We start from the raw sequence: 20248 nt of genomic DNA, 5'->3' as shown, positions 1-20248 counted from the left end.
GGAGGGTGAAATGACCATTTTCCTGCTTATACCCGCGATAACCCTGGTCCTTTGGCTTGGTCACGCGGGCTTGGTCATCGCCGGCAGTCCTGCTGCCCGCTACACCCGCTGGGTCCTGTTCGGCTGCCTTCCTGTGCTTGCCGCAGGGATGCTTCTTTCATCCGGAGTTTTCGGGTTCGTGTTCGCAATCATTGCCATCCTGACCTGGCTCGGAATGATGCTCTTGGAAGTCATTCTCACGATGGGTTCGATAGTTGTGAGGGATGCTCGCGCGAACAGGGCCCTTTGAAAGCCGCGAGCTGCGGACTGTTGCTGCTCTGGTTGCCCTCTCCTAGACTCTCGAGCCCGTTAGCACCTCCATTGCACAACCAGCTCGGGGAGGGAGCCCCCTTTTAGGACAGTGAATCCACGGGTGTCTCATAACCCAGGTGCCTCAAATGCCTAGTCATGCGAGACGCTGGGCCCCTCCGGGTGGGACATTTAGCGATCACAGAACGCCGCCATCTATCGCCGAAAGTGACAACTGCCAGCCACATTCAATGTCCCTCTGGGGGAGTCGGTCTCGCCAGGGATGCTGACAATCGCGCCGCGGTAGGAGGCCGACGACGGCGGGTGCTGCCGCCGTCGTCGGCTTCCCTTTCCAGTGAGTAAGTGGGCGTTAGCCGAACACTCGGGTCCCTTCAGGTAACGCCGGCATGGAGGAGGCTCCGCCGCCGAGGTCCTTGTCATTGGCGGTCAGGCCGGTGGGGTCGTAGTAGGCGGCCACCAGGCGCTGCTTGATGTAGCCCAGCACTATCTGGCCCTTGCTATCGCAGTTCCTGGCGGTGATGGCCGTGAAGTTCTGCCAACCATTCCCCGCAGCCGGGCGGATGGTCTTGGAGCTCCACTGGGTGGGTGTGGCGTCCGGGATGATGTACTGGCGCAGTTCGCCGGTGGAGAGCGTGGCCATCAATACGGCAACGGGCTTGCCGTTGATGGCGATTGAAGGCGCCGAGCCGATGGATGTAATGGAGGCGCCACCGCCGAACACCTTGACCGTCCCGGTGATGGTCCGGGCGTTCGTGTCCAGGGTGTAGCGGTAAAGTTCGCCGCCGCTGGTGAGCCGGAAGATGAACTGCTGGCCCCGGACGTCGGCCGTTCCGCTGTAGGCGGTGGTGATGGACTTCTGGAACCAGCCGTTCCCGATGGTGGTCACCGGTCCGTCGATGGAGTGCTTCCAGGTGCCGTCCGCCTGGAGGTCCTGCCGCTGGTTGTAGAACTTCGCTTTGCCGTCTGAGGAAGTGCCGAAGTAGGAGAACTTGCCAAAGGTGTCGTCCCCCATCCCGCCGGTCTGCGTCAGGTACGTCGCATCGAACGGGACCGGCGAGGACCAACTATTGTTCTCCCAGCGGAGCTTGCCCCCGTTGAGGAACACGGCACCGAGATTCCCGTTCGGTTCCATGCTCAGCAGGCCGCCAAAGCAGTCGGCAGGCGTCGGCGTCGGGGTCGGGTAGGCCGTGGCGGCGCTGGCGGGAGCGGCGCCGGAGAGTGCCAGTGCGCATGCGGCGAGGCCCCCGAGCAGCTTCGAGGTGAGTTTCATACGCGGACTGCTCATCGCACGTTGCGCCAAACCTGAACGGCCCTGGTGCCTGCCGGGCAGTTGGCGTAGGAGGTGTTGAAGCCTTGTGAGGCAGGCATCTGCCACCTCCAGGGCCCGGTCACGATAGCCTCATGGCCGGTGGGGACATGACGGCACTTGCCCGCAACCTGATACTCAGTGCCCGGCGCATCGGAATTGCAACTGCCTCCCACACTGTATTCGTAGTGTATCCAGACGTTGCAGTTGGCATAGCCATCGTTAGCCAACGCAGGTTGAGCCGTGAGCAACGCCCCTCCCATGAAGGCAAGGGCCGCGCTGGCAGCAAGAATTTTTTTAGCAATCTTCATGGTGTTCCCCCCGGGTCGGTTAGGTAGTCCCTTGATACTCGGGCACACCCGGTCCTCGCGCTATGGGGCGAACTACCCACGCGTTGTGGTCAGCGAGGGGCGAACGCAATCTCTTCCGTGCGGGCAATGCCTCGCTGGATGGCTGCCTTGTCGATCCCCAGCAGCGTGGTGAGCCACATGCCGTTCTGCACCACAACGACGTCGGCCGCCCGGTCCCGGCATTCCTCAGGTGACAGTCCGGGAACGGCGTTGCCGATCAAGGCCGCGAGCCCTTGGAGATACCTCTCAAAGGCTGCGGCATTGATGCGTGCAAAGTCCTCATCCGCCTGGGCGAGGGCCCACAAATGAAGTCGGAGGGATAGGTACGGTGTGGTCAGAAGACCGGGATCCGCAACGCGACGCAGTGACTCCCGGAGTTGCTCGTCCGGTGTTGACGTAGCTAGAGGCTCCACCAGCAGGAGGTCGTGCTCTTCGATCTGGTGGAGCACCGCGCGGATCAGGCTCGATTTGTCTTCGTAGTAGTAGTTCACAAGCCCCAGCGCGACGCCGGCTTCACGCGCCACAGCGCGCATGTTGATGCCTGAAATGCCGTGGCGGGACAGTAGTTCCAGGGCCGCGTCGAGAATGCGTTTCTGCCTGTCAACCTGTTCGCCGGATTTCACGGTGCTTGTACCCATCCGGCCAGACTATTGCCTAACCCTGATCAGCGCATCCTGACCGTCTAGAGGTTCGTTTCCGCGTAAACCCGCAGGGCATCCCTGACGAAGGTGGCCCCTAATTTGCCGGTGCAGCGACGGGCTATTCTGCGTTTGTTAGGCCTTCACTGATTGAACGGGCCCTGACGGCGGTTCGTCCAGGCCGTCGTGTGCGGGCAACTTGGTAAAGCTGCGCAGCTGACGGCTGCAGAGGCAAATAAGCGCGCCGACCACGAACCCACAGCTACCCACTAGTACCGATGCTTGAACCCCTGCGATGGCAGCGACTGCACCACCCATGAGGGCACCGATGGGATCAACGCCCCAAGAGACGAAGCGTGCCGTTCCGGCAACCTTGGACAGGTGGCGTTCTGGGAAGAGAGCCTGTCGCATTGAGCGCCCAATGATCATGTTGACGACGATGCACAATTCAAAAACGGCGAAAACAATCGACGTAATCACGGCGGCGCCCACCCCGTGTGTAGCCGCCGTCAAGGGAAGGCAGAGCCCGGCAATGGCAATAATGCTGAAGGAGACAGTGAGAACCTGTCCCAGACGTGCCCGCTGCGTGATTCGGTCCGTCAAGGCCGATCCGATGATTCCGACGACGGCAGGTATAACGAACACCAGCCCCAGGAGTGCCGGACTCATGCCAAGCACTGTGAGTGCGTAGACGGAGAACACTGCCAGAATCCACGAGTCGAAAAAGTTGTACGCGGTGGCAGCGAGTAATACCACCCTTTGCGGCGTCTGCTTCCATAACAGGCTGAAGCCCAACCGGATTTCGCGAAGATGCCCGCGCACAGCGTTTTGTTGTGCGACGTCATGATCCTCCGCTTCCCTTGATGAGCGGTCGAGCGGAAGCCTGATGAGCATCAACGAGCTGAAGACATAAGTTACGGCATTAATGGCAACGATAAAGGGCGCCCCGAGGGTGCTGATGATGATTCCAGCAAGAGCCGCGCCGCCTGACTCAGTGACTGACATCCCTCCTTCGATCCACGAATTTGCGCGGATAAGGAGCTTTCGCGGAACCACCGAAGGGATCGCTGCAGCCATGGCGCTTTCGTACAGCAAAGTCAGGACGCCTACCGAAAAGAGTGCAATGGCAAGAATCTGCCAATTCAGGGAACCCGCCAGCATCAGAGCAAGAACCACGGCGAACACGATGAACCTGCCACTGTTGCACACATGCAGCAGGACTTGGCGCCGGGAGCGGTCCGCTATGACGCCTGCGGACAGCGAAATGAACAGCGGAGCCGACAGCCCAGCAGCCACCACCCAGCTGACCTGGGTGGCGTCCAGTCCAAGGACAGTAACGCCGATCACCGGCACGGCGAAGGCCATCATGGCTGATCCGGCATTCGACACGAAGTCGCCTACCCACAGCCGGTAGAAGCCGGTGCGGGCAAGACTGCCGTTCTGGTGCGCCTGTTGTTCGTCGGTGGCGTTTGTTGATGTTGTTTCGACCAAGAGGTCACTCCTGTGTGCTGTGTTTCCTGAGGACGTAGCCGCCCATGAGTGTAGTGGTGGTGCTGGCGGCAAGCTGATCTTCGGGGAGCCGGCCCAGCGTCCGGGCGAACCACGATGCCACAGCAGTAATTTGTTGCTCGCTTGCGGGGGGGCCTATGACTAACCTATAGTCCGCGTATTCCGTCACGAGGGTCCGGAGGGCGTCCTCGCGAAGGGTGCCTGTTCGCTGCTGGGGGAGCTTGTTGGTCAGGGGGTCATGGCGCTGATATCCGAGCGAGGTGTGCATGTCGGTATACCGGCTCATGACTGATCTGGTGTAAACGAGGTCGCGGGGCGCCCACTGAGGCGCGGTCACTTTCCGGGCCAGTCCGATTCCTCTATAGACAGGGTGCACCACCAGGCGTTGGCCGAGGGTGAGGGCGCTGTTAACCTCTGCAAACTCCTCCATCGCATCCGCCCACGCTGTTGGGTAAGGGGCGCAGTAGAGACGCGCGGCAACCGGCTCATCGTCTAGCTTCGCCGCCACGATGCTGACTTCACGCTGCTCCGGATCGAAGTCGAGCTTGGGATAATAGTGAAAGCGTTGCAGGGCGGCGTAGTCCGGAAAGGTGCCATGCCCGACGTCGATCTTCTCGCCAAGCGGCCATGACCGGGCGCCACTATGGTCTTGAACCCTCGGAGAGTCGTTGGCACGGACGCGGATAGTGCGGTCCGGCGCCAACGCGGTTTCAATGTCGTCGTGGGCAGTAGCAACCAGGAGATCGATGTTGCGCTTTCGGCAGGTTCGCTGCAGGTTGAAAGCGACAACTGATGCCGCCGTTCGGTCCACGGTGGACAGGAACTCGTCCACCAGTATCCTCCTGGAGCCGCCAGCAATCGCCGCCGCGAGACGGGCACGGAAATGTTGCCCATCCGAGAGCCAGGATGCCGGTCTGATGACAACCTGGGCATCACCAAGACCAAACTTCGCAAGGAGCGCAATGCGGGTGCCAAGGCTTCCTGTGAACTGATCGATCAGCGGCACATCCGGTGCGAGGTCAGGGAGAAGGCTCCACGAGGGGTCAATGGTCTGGACCTGCCGCAGAATCGCAGACTTACCGCAGCCGCTGGGGCCGGTGATGAAAGTAATGCCGGCCCCGATCTGAATGTTCAGCGGGGGTATGGCAGTCCAGACGTAGTGGGCGTCCTCGAAGAAGGCGTCGACGACCGCTGGCACCAAGGACCCGCCACTGACCGGCGGGGCCTCCCTAGCGGTCACTTCGTGGCCGCTTTCTGCAGGAGGTCCAGATGCTGGTCGCCGTACTCCTGGTAACTCGACGTGGCACCATTGATATGCCCGATGCTGACGCTGGTCAGGACAATCTGTTCACCGGCTGACAAGTTAAGTGCCGCCTCCATCTCTGCGGCATGGATGGCATTTGACGGCACGGCTCCCAGTCCCTTGTCCGCAGCAGCGAGCAGGGCGTTCTGGGACATGTGCCCGGCCTGAAGCAACAGGGCGTTGAAGCCGGAGGCGGCGTTGTACTTCCACGCGGTGCGAGCCACCGCGCCGACTATGACGATGATCGCGGCCGCGGTGTCCGCCCACCGTTGGTTCCCGAGCAGTCGCATCGCATTGGTGCGGACATTAACTGACACCACTTCAAGGGCATTGGATGTTGGCCGGTAGCGGTATACACCCTGCGACATTCCTTCGACGTTCTGGACGATGACATAGCAATCTGCGCCGTTAAGGCCGCCGGCGCTGGGTGCAAATGAAAGTGGGAGGGGCGGACGCATCGGGGCTTCCCGGTAGCTTTGGATTCCAGCAGTCGCCCAGAGCACACTGCTGAGGTCCTGGAGGCTCACTGCCTCTTGGATGAAATCGCGCCGGCTCCGACGTCGTTCAAGTGATGACGTGAGTCCAGAACCCAGGGAACCGGCAGGCAGACCCACGGCCGTTGCACCCTCCGGCACCCCGGGGGCGAGGTCGTCTCCGGCATGATCGCGGAGAGCCCGGCCGAAGTCCATCGCTTCGGTTCGGTCATCGCTGAATCGGAGGCTTCGAGTTACCAAGTGGTGGTCTGCCGTGGTTTCGCCAAACGGCCAATTGCTGCTGAAAGTGGCTTCTGCCCGTTCCGCCTCTGAGCCCTCTTCCAGAAGGAATCCATCCGACACCAGCGCTTTCAGGATTTCAGCTGCCCGTTGGTTGTCGCCCACGCCGTCATCAAGCTGCCTGCGGATCCGGTCAGACTCCGTCCATTCAGTGCTCTGCCGCAGGATGTTCCAGATCGGCTGCGGAATTCGGCGGACGGCACCGTTCGATGGGTTGGCGCCTACCACGCTCCCATCCCGAAACCGAAAGGTTAACCGGTGGGCAGTACGGACCCTGGCGTTCATTCTTCTCCCCATTGAATTTGTTCCCAATCGACTTCAGCCCTGGCGTTAACAATGGGCCGGTCCACTCTTATACGGCCACTGCTGCTGAGCGTCGAGACTGCCCGTAAGAGTGGCATAAATCCACGTCCGACCCCGAATGCCGTGTCAATAATCTCCAGCTGTGCACCATGAGTGGGTGCATCTCCCCGCAAGTATTCGTCGTAGTCCACTGAATGCAGATGGCAGGAAATACTCTGCCGGGATAACTGCTGCTGGATATTCGTGGCGACGATTCTGTTCGGGTGGAAATCGGTGTATTGGATGGTTATCGGCCCATATCCGCCATTCCCAGTCATTGTTGTGTGGGCAGCGGGCAGTTCCGTGTACGTCCCCCCGGTCACCGCGGCCAGTTCCAACGGATCTAGTCTTGCCGCGAACCCTTGGGAAAGCGTTGATCCCTGCGCAAACCTCAGTCCCATCACCAGATCGACACTGCAGTTGAGGTATTTGTCCCTACGGAACGGGCGGCCGCCCAACACTCTGGTCAGGTCCAGATCCCCTCGCACAAACATCGCCTCTCCCTCGCCAACGGATTCGGTGGAAATGATGCTGACTTTGTCCACTCCCTGACTTTTCAAACCGCGGCGACGCCGCAGGTCGACTGTCCTGCCGCCAGCGCCTATGTCATCGATGACATAGGGTCCGCTCGTGTGTCGCGCCGCGCTGTCCCGGATACAGGGAGTCAGTGAAAACGCTGCGGTGGCGAGGAGCATCTGTAGGCGTTCAACCGGAAGAGGACTGTTTATCAGCAGCCTGTCCGCTTGGCACTCGACAACCCAGGAGCGGTGACTTGCCGCTACTGCGAGTCCGCGTGCAACACAGCGCTCGAGTTCCGCGACGGTTACTCTGTGGCCATCCGTCCACGTCGTGTCTTCGGCGGGATACAGTGCGGTCACGTTCTCTTCGACCTGTTCAAGACAGGCTGCTTGGGGAACGAGCGATCCGTTGGGGCGAAGGAGAAATGGGCGGGCGTGGACGGCTGATGTGGTGAAGGCCCAGGCGTGGTCAAGGTGTGGGGGGAAGGTCACCCGCCGCAGCGGAAGCTCAGCTTCGGCACTAAGCATCATGGTGCGCACAGTCCCGGGCGAGTGAGCGGTGAATTGTCAACGAATTGAACTCAACAGTCATTCGAGTCGGCTCGCCATCGGTGTCCGGGTCCATGGCCCAGTCAAGGACACGTTGTGCCATGAGGGCACCCACCAACGTATTGGTGACTCCATGGGACCACGGGGTCACGGCTTGCTTCGCAGCCCGGGACCCGTACCAGCACGCCAGACATACTTTCTGGCGGGGGCTGAAAAATGGGCCCACATGGCCAAGGTCGACGCCCACAGCGCCGGTCATCACTGGTAAGCCAGCGGACAGGCAAGCAGCAACCACTTGCTGTTCAATCCCGGCCGGTGAGTCGATGCACGACGCCACGACGGTGACTGACGGGTATTCGCCGAGTACCAACGACACATCGCTCTCACTGGAAATCCGGCGATCGACGGTTTGGATGTCAGGATCTTCCACTCGCTCCGAGATCCAAGCCTTCGTCGTTTCCAGTTTGGCGGCACCAACGTCGGATGTCCGCCAAAGGAATTGACGGTTGAAGTTGGAGAGCTCTACGGCGTCGTGATCGACGAGGACGAAGCGGCGTACGCCTGCTGCGACCAAGTGTTGGATCAGGACCGTTCCTGTTCCGCCGACGCCGAGCACCAGGACGCACTGATTACCGATCTGCTGCTGCGCAAGCTGTGGAGCCTTTGAACGCGTGGCCAGGTATCCGAGGGATCGACTCTGGCGCTCGTCCATTTCCACGTGAGGATGGCGTTCAATGATGACGTGTCGCTCCACGAGTGCGTTGAGTAGTCTGCGCATTGCGGCGTCCGCTGTGGACGGATCCGTCATTGCCGCATGGAGCAGACTCGCAGTGGCGTCGTGTTGAAGCAGAGCCACTGTCCGGCGGCTGTACTCGTCCTCGATGGTCAGGGTTTCCTCGTCGAATGTGACGGTTTTTGCGGGGTGAAATTCGTAGTGGAACATAAGATGCGGCGGGCGCCCGAAGGCACCCGCCGCTCCCTTTCTTCTTCGATCAGCAGCGGCGCATCACGAATTCACTGGGATCAAAGCTTGTGGTTGTCTCGAAGAACTCGTCGAACTCGATGCCCTTCAAACCATTCTCGAGCGCTTCGAGCGCTCCGGCTTCAGTTGCCACTTCAAGATTCTGCATAATATGCTCCCGTTCGTTATCGGACGGAAAATGCTTTCTGCATCCCCGAGCATGAGCATAGGGCAACTCCGTTGGCGAGGCCAGAGCAAAATGACAGAATTCATCAATTTATTTGAATCGTTGTGTCAATAAAATCGTTATTCATTCATAATATGGTCATCATGAACAATGGTCGGGCATTCTTGCACATTAGTTTGCGAAACAAAAGTCAAGCCGTGTAGCTGGTTTGGGCTGCTAGAGGTTCGTTTCCGCGTAAACCCGCAGGGCATCCCTGACGAACGTCGCCCCGGGTTCTCCGCCGTAATTGGCAGCGAACCGCGGATCTGCAACGTACATTTCGCCGAGTCCTATGACGTAACCCTTGACGTCTCCGCCAGGTGCCGCCGTCGGGGTTCCCGGAATGCCGCGAAGCCACTCGACGTGACGCTGCGCGAGGTCCTGCGCTTCAGCGCTGTCCGGTGAAATCCCGGATTGTGCGGCGGAGATCCAGTCCGTGCCCAGTTTCTGGACGCGGTCCTTCCACTGCTGCTTTTCGTCGGCGCTCATTCCGCGCCACCAGGAATCACTGGCGGCGTAGGCATCCTTGCCCCAGCGTTCCTCCACCTCGTCCTTGTACTGAGTGTGGTCGAAGCCGTCAAACATGTTCTGTGCCATGTACTTTCCATCCCCTTTCATCGTGTCGATGGTTTGCCGAACGGAGGCGATCTGCCGGGTCAGCCTGTCCTGCTCCTGGGCGAGCCATTCCAGATGGCTGCTCAGCGCTTTGACGGTATCCGTCTCGCGGTCAAGAACTTCGGCGATGGCCGGAAGGCCCAGCCCCAGTTCCCGGAGCAGCAGGATGCGCTGGAGCTGAACCAATGCCGGACCGTCATAGTAGCGGTAGCCGTTATGACCGGTCCGGCTTGGTTTCAGCAGCCCGATGTCGTCGTAGTGACGCAGCGTGCGGCTGGTGGTGCCTGCGATCTTGGCGATTTCCTGGATTGACCAGTCCATACGTCCTCCGTCCTGTGCTTGTTCTTCGACAGTAGAGGTTGACGTTACGTCAAGGTCAAGGGGATGGTGGCCACCACTTAGTCGGCCAGGATCAGGTAGAGCGCCCGGCGGGTTTCGTCCAGCTTCTCGATGGCAGCTTGACGCTGTTCATCGGTAGCGGCTGCGCGGAACTGGTGGATGACGCCCATGAGCTTGCCGACACTTTGGTGGAATGCTGCACCGGTTCCATCGGCCTCGGTGTTCCAGGCGTTGGCGAGTTCTTCCTCATGCTCGGCGACGTAGGCCTTGCCGTCGTCGGTAAGCGTGAACTCGGTGCGGCGGCCCTCGCCGACGGCGACGATCAGTTCTTCGTCCACCAGCTGCTGCAGGGTGGGGTAGACGGAGCCGGGGCTGGGACGCCAGGCGCCGGACGTCTTCTCGGCGATGGTCTTGATCAGGCCGTAGCCGTTGGACGGCGCTTCAGCCAAGAGCGAGAGAATCGCTGCGCGGACATCGCCGCGGTTAGCCCTGCGCGATCCGCCGGGACCGAAGCCCCGAGGCCCAAATCCGGGGCCAAAGCCTGGGCCGAAGCCGCCGGGACCAAATCCGCCTCCGCCGTGGCCGCCCGGTCCACGCCGGCCTTTGCCTCGGTTGAAAAGACCTCGGCCATGTCCGTGTTCGGGATGTCCGTGATCGTGCTCGGGGAATGAGTTGTTGTTTTCGTTGATGCCTTTCATAACAGCATCGTCCTTTCGGTTGTTGTTACGCCGAAGGAGTATCGGCGATAGTTAACGATATATCGGTAACTATCGGAACGTCAAGACCCGATATTTGGGAGGTGAGAGATGGACGGCGGGAAGGGCGCGGGAGGTGAGAGAGGGATCGTGGGAAGGGCGCGGGAGGTGAGAGAGCGTTGCTTAAAGCACGACGGCGGGTGGCAGCTTCCGTAGGGAAGCCGGCACCCGCCGTCGTGAATGGTTAAGTCGTGAATGGTCTAAAGCGACGTGGCTATTTCCACCACGTATCGAAGATGGTGACAGGAACAGTGCGCTTGTGACGCGTGCGCAGGTACTTCTGTTCCAGCAACTCTGCCGCGTCCTCGGGAACGTCGCGGCCTTCAAGGTAGTCGTCGATGGTGTCGTAGCTGATGCCGAGCTCGTCCTCATCGGTACGGCCAGGCTTGTTGTCCAGGAGGTCGGCGGTGGGAACCTTCTCCCAAACCCGTGAAGGTGCACCAAGCTCGGCCAGGAGTGCGCGGTTCTGGCGCTTGTTCAGGCCGAACAGCGGCAGGATGTCCGCGCCGCCGTCGCCGAACTTCGTGAAGAAGCCCGTCACGGACTCGGCGCCGTGGTCCGTTCCGATCACCAGGTAATTGTGTTCGCCGGCCAGTGCGTACTGGGCGATCATGCGTGCGCGTGCTTTGGTGTTGCCCTTATGGAAATCGGAGATCGGGGCGCCGGTGGTCTTCTCGAACTCGTCCTCGAAGCCGTCCACGGCCTGGGAGATGTTGTAGGTCCACTCGGTCTTGGCTTTGATGAAGTCCAGGGCCGCCTGGGCGTCGTCTTCGTCATGCTGGATGCCATAGGGGAGGCGGACGGCAACAAAGGTCGCGTCCACGCCCTCGGCTTCCAGTTCCTCCACCGCCAACTGGGCCAAGCGGCCGGCAAGGGAGGAATCAATGCCGCCGGAGATGCCGAGAACGAATCCCTTGGTGTGCGTCGCCTTCAGGTAATCCTTCAGGAAACCGACGCGCTTGCGGACCTCCTCTGCGGGGTTGATCCGGGGCTGGACGCCCATTTCTTCAATGATCTTGACCTGGAGTTCGCGCATGGTCCAACACTAGTCAGCATGGCTGCGGACGCTCAACCATATTGCAGACTTCCAGCCCACGTGTCAGCTATTTAGAGGGCACCGGGCCTGTGGAGCCGCGGACGGTGAGGTGGGTGGGCATGACGGAGCGGTTGCGGTTCCCGCCGCCGGCCAACGGATTCAGTTGGGCCAGCAACATGGACACGGCCACGCGTCCCGCCTGCTCAATGGGTGAGCTCATGGTGGTCAGGGGTGGATTGCAGAAGTCCGCGCCAAAGATGTCGTCGCAGCCCACGATGCTCATGTCTTCCGGCACCCGGAGGCCGCGTTCACGGAGCCGTTGCAGCATGCCGATGGCGATCAGGTCGTTGAAGACGATGCACGCAGTGACCCCGCTGTGCACGGCGGCGTCTGCTGCAGCCGCACCGGACTGGGTCTTGGGCGCGAACGGGCCAAGGCGGCGGACTTCAACTCCGCGCTCCTCGGCGGCTGCTGACAGGGCATCCCAGCGGCGGGCGCTGGACTGTGAAACGGCGGGGCCGGAAACGTAAGCAACTGAGGTGTGGCCCAGGGAAATCAGGTGGTCCAAGGCCTGCGGCATGGCTGAAGGGGTGTCGATGATGACGGCGGGAACGCCGTCGACGTCGCGGTTCACGGTGACCATGGGCATCCGGGCTGCGGCAGCGGCAAGTGATTCGTCATTGAGGCGGGACGCGGCCACGATCACGCCGTCGGCACTTTTGCGCAGCTGCTCCAGCGTGCTGGCCTCCACCTCGTCCGATTCCTCCGTATCAACGAGCAACTGTGTGTAACCGGCTGCCTTGAGTTGAAGCTGCGTTCCCCTGATGAGGTCGAAGTAGAACGGGTTGGTGATATCCGGAACCAAGACGCCCACAGCACCAGTCCGGCCGGAGCTCAGCGCTTTCGCCTGGGAGTTGGGCGTGTAATTAAGCTCGACGGCGGCGGCCTGGATCCGCTCGCGGGTGCGGATATTGACGCGCTCCGGATTGGCGAGGGCCCTCGAAACGGTGGACGCTGCTACGCCACACAGCGCAGCGATGTCATGGATGGTGGCAGGCCGGCCTGTTGCCATGGGTTGCGTCGCCATGGGCGTTCCTCTCTGAACAGCAAACATGGGCGTTCCTCCCGGAACGACAAGATCATCCGGCTGTGACTACTGCCACACCGTTGAACAAGAATGCCACAGGATGGCAGCCTATGGCAATCGGTTGTCAAGTACGTGCCAAGATGGCTAAACTCGAGGGATAACACCCGCCTGTGAACTGCGTCACCGCGCCCCTCGTGTGCCGCGCCAGGCCTATCAAGGAGATTTCGTGACTCAACCCAGCGCCGTGTGGAGCCTGTCCGGTTTCGGCGACGAAGTAGACCCCGATCCCGCCATTCAGGCCGCCGTGTTGTTGGCCCTCGGTGCGAGCCACATCGAAGTCCGCAGCGCGTGGGGGACCAACGTTTCAGAGCTTGAGCATGATGCCGTCCTGCGGCTCAAGGCAATCCTTGACGAGAACGGCCTCAAGGTTTCGGCTGTTGCCAGCCCCATCGGCAAGGTGGATGTCAGCCTCCCCGTGGACCATGAGGTGACCCGGCTTCGCCAGATCATCTCCGTTGCGAAGGCCCTGGACACCAAGTACGTCCGCATCTTCTCCTTCTACCGCGGTGAAGGCCAGGAGCAGGAAGACGTCCGTGAGGCAGTCATGGAGCGCATGTCCGCGCTGGCGGCAGAAGCCGCAGAACACGGCGTTGTCCTTCTGCATGAAAACGAGAAGGGTATCTACGGCGATACCCCGGATCGCGTCCTGGACATCATGGAGACGGTCAATTCGCCGGCCCTCCGGGTGGCATGGGACAACGCCAACTTCGTCCAGGTGGGCGTCAAGCCCTACACCGAGGGATATGCCATGCTGCGTCCCTACCTCGAGTACCTGCAGGTTAAGGATGCAATCGCCACCACAGGTGAAGTAGTTCCCTCCGGCGAAGGCGATGGTGAACTGGATGCCACCATCAGCGCTCTCGCTGCCGATGGCTACACCGGCTTCGCCTCACTGGAGCCGCACCTGGCAAGCGCCCACGAGCTGGGCGGGTACTCCGGCCCGGTTGCTTTCGGAATCGCCGCCCGCGCCTTTGCAGGCCTCGCCGCCAAGAACGGCGTGACCCTGGCCTAGCGGCCCGGCATCCAACAACCCGGCATCCAACCACTCAGCATCAACCTTCGAAGGAGCAGGTATGCCTACAGCAGCAATTATTGGTTGCGGCGACATCTCGACCATCCACTTTGCGGCCCTGGACACCATGGACAACGCCGAATTGGTGGCGGTCTGCGATACCGATCCGGAAAGGTTGAAGGCGGCGGAAGCGGCCCACGGCGTCCCCGGCTACGCGGACTACCTGGACATGCTCCAGAAGGTGCGTCCCGACGTCGTGCATATTTGTACGCCGCATAACCTTCATGCCTCGGTGGCCGCTGACTGTTTGGAGCGGGGCGTCAACGTGATTGTCGAGAAGCCGCTTGCCCACACAGCGGCCGAGGGGCAGCGGCTGATTGAGGTGGCGGAGCGAAGTGCGGCGAAAATCGCCGTCTGCTTCCAGAATCGCTACAACGCGACGTCGCAGGCCATGCATGAACTGCTCGACGGCGGCACGCTGGGTCAGGTGATCGGCGCTTCGGCAACCGTCATGTGGCACCGGGACGCCAGCTACTACCGCAACCGGCCATGGCGTGGGACGTGGGCCGACGGCGGAGGTGGTCTGATGATGAACCAAGCCATCCATACCGTGGATCTGCTGCAGTGGTTGGTGGGCGATGTTGCCAAGGTGGAAGGCCACGCGTCCACCCGTTCCCTGGGCGGCGTGATCGAGGTGGAGGACACCGCAGAGTTTGTTGCCGAGCACGTCAACGGTGCGCGAAGCGTCTTCTACGCAACGCTGGCCAATGCGGTGAATGCGCCGGTGACCTTGGACATCGTCACGGAGAAGGCGACGCTCAGCCTGCGTGGCGACCTCACGGTGAGCTATGCCGACGGCGCGGTGGACGTCATTCCGGAGAGGGTGGCCGAAAGTGGTGGCAGATCCTACTGGGGCGTGTCCCACGAGCTTCTGATTGCGGATTTCTACAACAAGCTGCAGGACGCCGGGCCCTTCTGGATCAACCCTGCTGAAGCCGGAAAATCCTTGCGGATCATCAAGGATATCTACGCGCAAAGCTACCCGGAGATGGCTGACCGGGTGGGCTAGGCAAGCCCTTTGGCAACAATCTAAGAAACTTTTGACAATCGGTTGCCAAGACTACGCAAAGTCCGTACTGTAAATCTCACACCCAAGAAAAGTGTGGCGCAGGCCACACGCTCAAGCTCTGACTCGCATCAGGCTATGACTCAGTAGGAGCCAACAATGAAGTTAGGTCCCAAGGCGGCAGCAGCCGCCATCGTACTTAGCGCCTCCCTGGCGCTCACCGCCTGTGGCGGAGGGAACGCCGGTGCCGGAGCTGGCTCCACGTCCGGCACCAAGACCGTCACGGCCCTGACGCTGGGAACCCTCCGGGACCTCACGTCCTGGGACCCGGCACAGGCTCACGTAGGCCACGCACTCCAGCCGTACCAGGCAGCCTACGACTCCCTGATCCTCCGCGAACCGGACGGCAAGCTCAGCCCCATGCTGGCAACCGCGTGGAAGTACAACGACACCAACACCAAACTCACTGTTGACCTCCGGACAGATGTCACCTTCAGTGACGGAGCCAAGTTCGACGCCGCTGCAGCCAAAGCGAACATGGACCACTTCAAGAAGGCGAACGGCCCCCAGATGGCCCAGCTCAGCTCGGTTTCAGACGTGGCCGTAGTGGACGCAGACACCATCGATATCAACCTCAGCGCACCGGAACCGGCCCTGGAATTCTTCCTCAGCCAAGCCGCCGGCCTGATGGGCAGCCCCGCAGCACTGGGCACCGACGCAATCAAGACCGTACCCGTAGGCTCCGGTCCGTACGTAATGGACAAGGCAGCCTCCGTGAAGGACTCCCAGTCGGTGTTCAACGCCCGTGAAGGTTACTGGAACAAGGATCTCCAGAAGTACAAAAAGCTCACCCTCAAGGTCCTCCTGGATCCCACCGCCCGCACCAACGCTCTGGTGTCCGGCCAGATTGACGCCACGCTGCTGGACCCCAAGAACGGCAAGCAGGCCGAGGGTGCCAAGATGAAGCTCGAAACCAACCAGGTTGACTGGTCCGGGCTGCTCCTGCTGGACCGTGAGGGCACCAAGAACCCGGCGCTGGCCAATGTCAAGGTCCGTCAAGCCATCAACCACGCCTTTGACCGCAAGACCATCCTGGATCAGGTCATGCTGGGCCAGGGCACTCCCACTTCACAGCCGTTCGGCAAGGACAGCGGCGCCTGGAGCGAGGAGCTGGAGAACTACTACAGCTACGATCCCGAGAAAGCCAAGCAGCTCCTGAAGGAGTCCGGCTTCGAGGGCAAGGTCAGCATTGACGTTCCCACCCTTCCCGGTGCTGAAACCCTGATTTCCGTCATGAAGCAGCAACTCGCAGACGTTGGCATCACCCTGAACCCGGGTGCGGCCATCACCAACACCTTCACCTCCGATGTTGCCGCCCAGAAGTACCCGGCCCTCTTCTACAACCTCTTCCAAGGCCAGCCCACGGTGGCAATCGACCAGATCGTCTCCACCAAGGCCCTGTACAACCCGTTCAAGACCACCACCCCTGAGCTTGAAGCCAAGATCGCAGCCGTACGCACCGGTGGCGAGGATGCCGGCAAGCTGGCCCAGGAAGTCAACAAGTACGTGGTGGAACAAGCCTGGTTCGCCCCGCTGTTCCGCGTGAACCAGATGTACTACCACAACGACAAAGTGAACGTCACGCCGCAGATCCAGCAGGCCGTTCCGTCCATCTACAACTACTCGCCCGCCAAGTAGGACCCCATGATCAAGTTCATTGCGAAAAGACTGGGCAGCGGTCTGGTGGTGTTGTTCGTAGTCTCGGTCCTCACCTTCACCCTGCTGTACACCTCCAGCGGAAGTATCGCCCAAAACATCCTGGGGGATCAGGCAACACCTGAACAGGTTGCCCTGAAGGAACAGGAACTGGGACTAGATCAGCCTCTCTTTGTCCGCTACTTCGCCTGGTTGGGCGATGCCCTGACCGGCAACCTTGGAGCCTCCTGGTTTACCTCGGAGCCGGTGGCCAACTCCCTGGCCACCCGCATCCCGGTGACCATGACCATGGTTTTCACCGCAATGATCCTGATCGCCATCTGCGCAGCACTGATCGGTGTTGCCGCAGCCGTGAAGCGCGGCTGGGTGGACAGGGTGGTCCAGATTGGCGCGATCGTGGGGGACTCCATCCCGGGGTATGTGATCGGCGTGTTCCTGGTAACCATCCTGGCCATCCAGCTGGGTTTCTTCCCCGCCACCAGCACCATCTCCCCGGAGGTGGGTCCGGAGGCCTGGGTCTATTCCATGACCCTTCCGGTGATCGCTTTGCTGATCAACGGCGTGACCGGCGGTGCCCAGCAGATCCGCTCGGCCGTGATCAAGCAGCTTGAGCGTGACTACGTCCGGACGCTGCGCAGCCGTGGCATTGGAGAGCGTGAAATCCTCTTCAAGCACGTGCTCCGCAGCGCCGCACCGGCAGGTTTGACGGTGTTGAGCCTGCAACTGATCGGCATGCTGGGCGGCGTAGTCATCATCGAACAGATTTTCGCTCTCCCCGGAATGGGTCCGCTGGCTGTTGCCGCAACTACCCAAACCGATCTGCCCGTGGTCATGGGAGTGGTGATGTACACCGTGGTGGTGGTCATCGTCGTGAACCTCCTGGTGGACATCCTCAATGGTTGGCTCAACCCGAAAGTACGTGTCTCATGAGCGACTCCGTAGATTCAACAGCAGCAACTGCTGCAGTTACCGACCTTGCGGCGAAGCCGGGATCAGGTCAGAGCGGCACGGTGGTCCGTTCCACCGTGATGCGCCGGCTCTTGAAGAACCCCATGGGCATCGCCTCGCTGGTGATCCTTCTGACCATCGCTGCGCTGGCCATCCTGGCGCCGGTGATCGCGCCCTTCGAAGAGAACTTCGCCAACATTTCCAAGACCCTGGCCGCCCCGGATTCAGTGAACATCCTGGGCACGGACAGCGCAGGACGCGATACCTGGAGCCGCTTGCTCTTCGGCGCCCAGCTGACGTTGTTGTCCGCGTTGCTGTGTGCTGGCGTGGCCATTGCCATCGGACTTCCGGCAGGCCTGATCGCCGGCTACTACGCCGGCAAGTTCGAGGCCGTCTCCAACTGGGTAGTCAGCATCCTCATGAGCTTGCCCGGCCTGATCGTCCTGCTCACCATTCGTGCAGCCTTCGGACCGTCGGTATGGATCTCCATGATCGCCTTTGGTGTGCTGATCAGCCCGTCCTACTTCCGCCTCACCCGCACCGCAGTGCAGTCGGTCCGGAACGAGCTCTACGTCGATGCCGCACGGGTCTCCGGCTTGTCCGATCTGAGCATCATTGCCCGCCACATATTCTCCGTGGTCCGTGCACCCATCATCATCCAGACCGCCGCAATTGCCGGGGTTGCCATCGCCATCCAGTCCGGACTCGAATTCCTGGGCTTGGGCGATCCCACCAAAGCCACCTGGGGCGTCATGCTCTCCGAGGGCTTCAAGAACGTCTACCTCACCCCGACTCTGCTGCTGTGGCCGGCACTGGCCATGGCGCTGACCATCGGCGGACTGGTCCTGCTGGGCAACGCCATCCGCGACGCCCTGGAAGACGGCGAAAAGATCAAGCACCGCAAGAAGCGTGCGGTTGCAACGACAGAAAGCACGACGCCGGACCCCGCCAAGGCGCGACAGTCACGGAAGTCCGTGGCCGCCGTCGACGCCGGAACCGAGCACCACCTGGTCAAGGTGACCAACCTGGGCGTCGGCTATCCGCAGGCTGACGGTTCCATCAAGAAGGTAGTGGACGATGTTTCATTCCACGTGGACCGCGGCGAAATCCTGGGAATCGTTGGAGAATCTGGCTCGGGCAAGTCCCAGACCGCGTTCTCCATCCTGGGACTGCTGCCGGACAACGCACGGATTGTTGGCGGTTCCATCCAGTTCGATGGCAACTACACGGTGGCTCCCGGCGATGACCGCGTCAGCCAGGAACGGCTGTCCAAACTGCGTGGCAAGCGGATCTCCTACATTCCGCAGGAACCCATGAGCAACCTGGACCCGGCGTTCACCATTGGCTACCAGCTGGTCACACCCATGGTCCGTGTCCTGGGAATCTCCAAGGCAGAAGCCCGCCAGCGTGCGCTCAAGCTGCTCACCGACGTCGGCATTGCCAACCCGGAACGCACTTTCAACGCTTACCCGCACGAGGTCTCCGGCGGAATGGCCCAGCGCGTGCTGATTGCCGGTGCCATCAGCTGCGAACCGGACCTGGTGATCGCGGACGAACCCACCACCGCGCTGGAAGTCACCGTGCAGGCCGATGTGCTGGACCTGCTGCGCGAGCTGCAGCAACGGCTCAACATCGGCGTGATCCTGGTGACCCACAACTTTGGCGTTGTTGCCGACCTTTGCGACCGCGTGGCCGTGATGCAGAACGGCAGGCTCGTGGAAGAAGGCACCGTCCGCGAGATCCTCCGGAACCCCAAAGAGCCTTACACGCAGACCCTGCTGGGGTCCATGCTCGAAGGAAAGACCCCCATGACCATGCTTGTATCGAAGCCTGGATCAGCAGCACAGTCCGGATCAGCCCAGAAGGAGCCGGTGGCATGAGCACTTCACTTAGCCAGCAGCCGCACTCATCGCAGAAGTCTGCGCTCCTGTCCGTGGAGAACCTGGTGGTGGAGTACCCCAGCAAGCGGTTCCGGGCCAAGCCCTTCCGGGCGTTGACGGACATCAACATCACCATCGGCCAGGGAGAGACCCTGGGTTTGGTGGGGGAGTCCGGTTCGGGGAAGACCACCCTTGGCCGCGCCGTCCTGGGCCTGGCACCGGTCACCGCCGGAAAGGTGATCTTCGAGGGCAACGACATCAGCAACGCGTCCCGCAAAGAACGCCGGACGCTCAGCCGTGACCTGCAAGTGGTTTTCCAGGACCCGTACACCTCGCTGAACCCGGCGCTGGAAATCGGCGACATCCTCGCTGAGCCGTTGGGCGTGCAGGGCATGGCGCCTGCTGCTGCCAAGAAACGCGTCAAGGAACTGCTGGACCAGGTGGGCCTGCCAACGGACGCCATCCACCGGCTGCCGCGGGAGTTCAGTGGCGGCCAGCGCCAGCGTGTTGCGATTGCACGGGCTCTTGCCCTGTCCCCGAAGCTGATTGTCTGCGACGAACCCGTCAGTGCACTGGACCTCTCCACCCAGGCCCGCGTGCTGGACCTCTTCCTGCAGATCCAAAAGGACACCGGCGTCTCGTACTTGTTCGTCTCCCACGACCTCGACGTCGTGCGACACATCAGCCACCGTGTGGCCGTCATGTACCACGGCGAAATTGTGGAGCAAGGCCCCGCCGAGGTGGTCACCCGCGATCCCGAACACCCCTACACCCAGCGGCTGCTGCTCGCCTCGCCCGTGCCTGATCCTGACCGGCAGGAACAACGCCGGGCAGACCGCCACCGCCTACTCGCCAACCAACACAGCCAAATAGAACAGCAAGGTGCCGTGGCCTGAACAGCCCGGCATCCCATCACACATCCAGGGTCCGGAAGGGCCCGGAAACCCCGG

20 protein-coding genes are annotated in these 20248 nt (G+C 61.4%); 7 read left to right on the top strand and 13 right to left on the bottom strand.

Annotation, left to right across the window (positions count from 1 at the left end; all coding sequences use genetic code 11):
• Positions 1 to 10 precede the first annotated feature (10 nt).
• On the top strand, positions 11 to 289 hold the full coding sequence (locus CQ020_RS20720; RefSeq protein ID WP_105568094.1) for a hypothetical protein: 279 nt from the start codon (positions 11 to 13) through the stop codon (positions 287 to 289).
• A 369-nt stretch (positions 290 to 658) separates the two neighbouring features.
• Here the strand turns inward: CQ020_RS20720 and CQ020_RS20715 are convergent, their stop codons facing one another.
• From CQ020_RS20715 to CQ020_RS20665, 13 genes are all read right to left on the bottom strand, one after another.
• Positions 659 to 1579 carry a hypothetical protein gene (locus CQ020_RS20715; protein ID WP_105693736.1) on the bottom strand — a complete coding sequence of 307 codons (921 nt, stop codon included), beginning with the start codon at positions 1577 to 1579 and terminating at the stop codon, positions 659 to 661.
• 11 nt (positions 1580 to 1590) lie between these two features.
• The gene (locus CQ020_RS20710) at positions 1591 to 1926 is read right to left on the bottom strand and encodes a hypothetical protein (RefSeq protein ID WP_105693734.1); all 336 of its coding nucleotides are present in this window, start codon (positions 1924 to 1926) and stop codon (positions 1591 to 1593) included.
• An 89-nt stretch (positions 1927 to 2015) separates the two neighbouring features.
• Positions 2016 to 2603 carry a TetR/AcrR family transcriptional regulator gene (locus tag CQ020_RS20705; protein WP_105693733.1) on the bottom strand — a complete coding sequence of 196 codons (588 nt, stop codon included), beginning with the start codon at positions 2601 to 2603 and terminating at the stop codon, positions 2016 to 2018.
• Positions 2604 to 2738: 135 nt separating this feature from the next.
• Positions 2739 to 4094: an MFS transporter gene (locus CQ020_RS20700; RefSeq protein WP_181151982.1), complete on the bottom strand. Its 1356-nt coding sequence runs from the start codon at positions 4092 to 4094 to the stop codon at positions 2739 to 2741.
• A gap of 4 nt (positions 4095 to 4098) precedes the next feature.
• Positions 4099 to 5352, bottom strand: coding sequence for a hypothetical protein (locus tag CQ020_RS24265; RefSeq protein WP_181151981.1), 1254 nt, complete (start codon positions 5350 to 5352; stop codon positions 4099 to 4101).
• A complete protein-coding gene (locus CQ020_RS20695) occupies positions 5349 to 6416 on the bottom strand; it encodes a SagB/ThcOx family dehydrogenase (protein ID WP_181151980.1) in 1068 nt (355 codons plus the stop codon). Before CQ020_RS20695 ends, CQ020_RS24265 begins: the two co-directional genes overlap by 4 nt.
• A 53-nt stretch (positions 6417 to 6469) precedes the next feature.
• Positions 6470 to 7075, bottom strand: a complete 606-nt coding sequence (locus CQ020_RS24060) for a hypothetical protein (protein ID WP_146116677.1) — start codon at positions 7073 to 7075, stop codon at positions 6470 to 6472.
• Between the two features lie 493 nt (positions 7076 to 7568).
• A complete protein-coding gene (locus CQ020_RS20685; RefSeq protein WP_105693725.1) occupies positions 7569 to 8540 on the bottom strand; it encodes a ThiF family adenylyltransferase in 972 nt (323 codons plus the stop codon).
• Positions 8541 to 8589: 49 nt separating this feature from the next.
• On the bottom strand, positions 8590 to 8727 hold the full coding sequence (locus tag CQ020_RS24260) for a hypothetical protein (RefSeq protein WP_160147613.1): 138 nt from the start codon (positions 8725 to 8727) through the stop codon (positions 8590 to 8592).
• A 234-nt stretch (positions 8728 to 8961) separates the two neighbouring features.
• The gene (locus CQ020_RS20680; protein ID WP_105693723.1) at positions 8962 to 9720 is read right to left on the bottom strand and encodes a MerR family transcriptional regulator; all 759 of its coding nucleotides are present in this window, start codon (positions 9718 to 9720) and stop codon (positions 8962 to 8964) included.
• Between the two features lie 77 nt (positions 9721 to 9797).
• Entirely contained in the window at positions 9798 to 10436 is a 639-nt protein-coding gene (locus CQ020_RS20675; RefSeq protein WP_105693721.1) for a PadR family transcriptional regulator, read from the bottom strand.
• Positions 10437 to 10707: 271 nt separating this feature from the next.
• Entirely contained in the window at positions 10708 to 11529 is an 822-nt protein-coding gene (nadE, locus tag CQ020_RS20670; RefSeq protein ID WP_105693719.1) for an ammonia-dependent NAD(+) synthetase, read from the bottom strand.
• Positions 11530 to 11596: 67 nt separating this feature from the next.
• Positions 11597 to 12616, bottom strand: a complete 1020-nt coding sequence (locus tag CQ020_RS20665; protein ID WP_105693717.1) for a LacI family DNA-binding transcriptional regulator — start codon at positions 12614 to 12616, stop codon at positions 11597 to 11599.
• A gap of 226 nt (positions 12617 to 12842) precedes the next feature.
• On the opposite strand from CQ020_RS20665, the gene CQ020_RS20660 reads away from it, so the two are divergent.
• The 6 genes from CQ020_RS20660 to CQ020_RS20635 all read left to right on the top strand — a co-directional run bounded on the left by CQ020_RS20660 (position 12843) and on the right by CQ020_RS20635 (position 20194).
• The gene (locus CQ020_RS20660) at positions 12843 to 13688 is read left to right on the top strand and encodes a sugar phosphate isomerase/epimerase (RefSeq protein WP_105693715.1); all 846 of its coding nucleotides are present in this window, start codon (positions 12843 to 12845) and stop codon (positions 13686 to 13688) included.
• A 61-nt stretch (positions 13689 to 13749) separates the two neighbouring features.
• Positions 13750 to 14757, top strand: a complete 1008-nt coding sequence (locus tag CQ020_RS20655; RefSeq protein WP_105693713.1) for a Gfo/Idh/MocA family protein — start codon at positions 13750 to 13752, stop codon at positions 14755 to 14757.
• A 156-nt stretch (positions 14758 to 14913) separates the two neighbouring features.
• On the top strand, positions 14914 to 16452 hold the full coding sequence (locus CQ020_RS20650) for an ABC transporter substrate-binding protein (RefSeq protein ID WP_105693711.1): 1539 nt from the start codon (positions 14914 to 14916) through the stop codon (positions 16450 to 16452).
• A gap of 6 nt (positions 16453 to 16458) precedes the next feature.
• On the top strand, positions 16459 to 17400 hold the full coding sequence (locus CQ020_RS20645; RefSeq protein ID WP_026542293.1) for an ABC transporter permease: 942 nt from the start codon (positions 16459 to 16461) through the stop codon (positions 17398 to 17400).
• On the top strand, positions 17397 to 19298 hold the full coding sequence (locus tag CQ020_RS20640; RefSeq protein WP_105693709.1) for a dipeptide/oligopeptide/nickel ABC transporter permease/ATP-binding protein: 1902 nt from the start codon (positions 17397 to 17399) through the stop codon (positions 19296 to 19298). Before CQ020_RS20645 ends, CQ020_RS20640 begins: the two co-directional genes overlap by 4 nt.
• A complete protein-coding gene (locus CQ020_RS20635) occupies positions 19295 to 20194 on the top strand; it encodes an ATP-binding cassette domain-containing protein (protein WP_105693707.1) in 900 nt (299 codons plus the stop codon). Before CQ020_RS20640 ends, CQ020_RS20635 begins: the two co-directional genes overlap by 4 nt.
• The last annotated feature ends 54 nt before the right edge of the window (positions 20195 to 20248 follow it).

The organism is Arthrobacter sp. MYb23 (genome assembly GCF_002979775.1).
Lineage (GTDB): Bacteria > Actinomycetota > Actinomycetes > Actinomycetales > Micrococcaceae > Arthrobacter.
This window is presented reverse-complemented; position numbering and strand designations above follow the sequence as displayed.